The following is a 1,648-nucleotide window of genomic DNA, read 5'->3' on the forward strand; positions in this document are numbered from 1 at the left end:
AGAGCCGCAACTTCAGGACCCAGTTCGCCCCGGAAATCGCCATGAGCCTCGTGGAGAACTACCGGCACGTCCAGGACGCGATGAAGCCCCTGGCGGAGAAAAACGCCCGGCAAGCCCACGACGTGAGCCAGGGAGCACTGCGGACGGCGGCCGAAGCCAACACGTTGATGCTGGCGACAGCCGCGGCCGGGCTCGTGCTCGCCGTCGCCTTCAACCTTTGGGTCGGAGGCCGCTTGCAGCGCCCCATCCGGGCCATCGCAGCGGGACTCCAGCGCCGGGCCGAGGGCGATTTGGCCTTCGAACTGGGAGACTTCGGCAGGGACGAACTGGGCGCTGCGGCCAGGGCGTTCAACGAATCGGGCCGCAGCTTGAGCCGTCTCGTGCGGCAGGTGCTGAACGCGGCGCAGCAGTTCTCCGCCGAAAGCCAGAGGCTCGCAGCCAGCGCCACGGAGGTGGGCGAGTCGGCGCAGCAGGTGGCGGCGGTGGTCGACCAGATGGCGAAGGGGGCGGACGAGCAGGCAAGGGTCGCCACCGAGACCGGCAAGGGTGCCGCGGCCATGCAGCAGGTGGTGGATAGGGTCGTGCAGGCGGTTAAGCGCCTGCGGGAGCAGGCCTCGGACGTCGAGGCCAAGTCCCGTTCCGGCGGCCAGTCCATGGAACGGGTCGCCGCCCAGATGAGCCGGATTACGGCCGCCGTGCAGAGTTCGTCAGACTCCATCCAGGAACTGGGGCAGCACTCGCGCCGCATCAACGAGATTCTCGGTGTGATCACCGGCATCGCGGACCAGACCAACCTGCTCGCGCTCAACGCCGCCATCGAGGCCGCACGCGCTGGCCAGCAGGGACGGGGCTTCGCCGTGGTCGCCGAGGAGGTGCGCAAGCTCGCCGACCAGTCGCGCGTCGCCGCCGACCAGATTGCCGAGCTGCTCGGCCGCATCCAGGCCGGCACCGGCCGCGCGATCAAGGACATGGAGCAGGCAGGCAACGAGGCCAAAGCCGGCGTTTCGGTCGTCGAGGAAAGCGGCACCGCCTTCTGGGCCATGCTGACGACGGCCCAGCAGGCCATCGCGGAGATCGGCAACGTGGCCGAGGCGGCCAGCCAGCTGGCCGAGGCCAGCGGTACCGTGGTCAGAGCCGTCGAGTCGATGGCGGCGGCAACCGAGGAGACAGCCTCCGGCACCGAGGAGATCAGCTCGTCCACCCAGCAGCAGTCGGGGGCGGTCTCACAGATAGCCGAGGCGGCCCGTGAGCTGGCCGGCCAGGCGCGGGCGCTGGAGCAGGCGTTCTCCGTCTTCCGGCTGGCGGAGTAAAGACGGGCCAGGGGAAGCCGAAAAAGATGGTGCGCCTAGAGGGATTCGAACCCCCGCACCCGGCTCCGGAGGCCGGCGCTCTATCCCCTGAGCTATAGGCGCACCGCTGCTGCGGCTCTCATTATACTGCCGCGCCCGGCCGCAGGCAATGGCTACCCCGCTAGCCCTGCGCCCCGGGCTTCTCACGCTCCTGGACGAAGAGGTTTCCCTCGGAGTCCAGAGAGGCGTACAGCACACGAGCAGGGCTCTCGATGCCGCGCTTTTGCAGTTCCTGCCTGAGCCAGGTGAGGTCGAGCTTTGCCGCGGACAGCGCGCGGTAGTCGATCCGCCCGTCGTTG

The 1,648-nt window shown here is 69.1% G+C and carries 2 protein-coding genes and 1 tRNA gene; 1 reads left to right on the forward strand and 2 read right to left on the reverse strand.

Going from position 1 to position 1,648, the window contains the following annotated elements; translation table 11 throughout:
- The coding region (locus AB1609_23265) for a HAMP domain-containing methyl-accepting chemotaxis protein (protein MEW6049356.1) at nt 1-1,310 on the forward strand (1,310 nt) is incomplete at its 5' end.
- Between the two features lie 27 nt (nt 1,311-1,337).
- On the opposite strand, the gene AB1609_23270 is transcribed toward AB1609_23265, so the two are convergent.
- Nucleotides 1,338-1,412, reverse strand: a tRNA-Arg gene (locus AB1609_23270).
- 58 nt (nt 1,413-1,470) lie between these two features.
- Nucleotides 1,471-1,635, reverse strand: a complete 165-nt coding sequence (locus AB1609_23275) for a hypothetical protein (protein ID MEW6049357.1) — start codon at nt 1,633-1,635, stop codon at nt 1,471-1,473.
- Nucleotides 1,636-1,648: the final 13 nt, after the last annotated feature.

The sequence above is a fragment of the Bacillota bacterium genome (assembly GCA_040754675.1).
In the GTDB taxonomy this organism is placed as follows: domain Bacteria; phylum Bacillota; class Limnochordia; order Limnochordales; family Geochordaceae; genus Geochorda.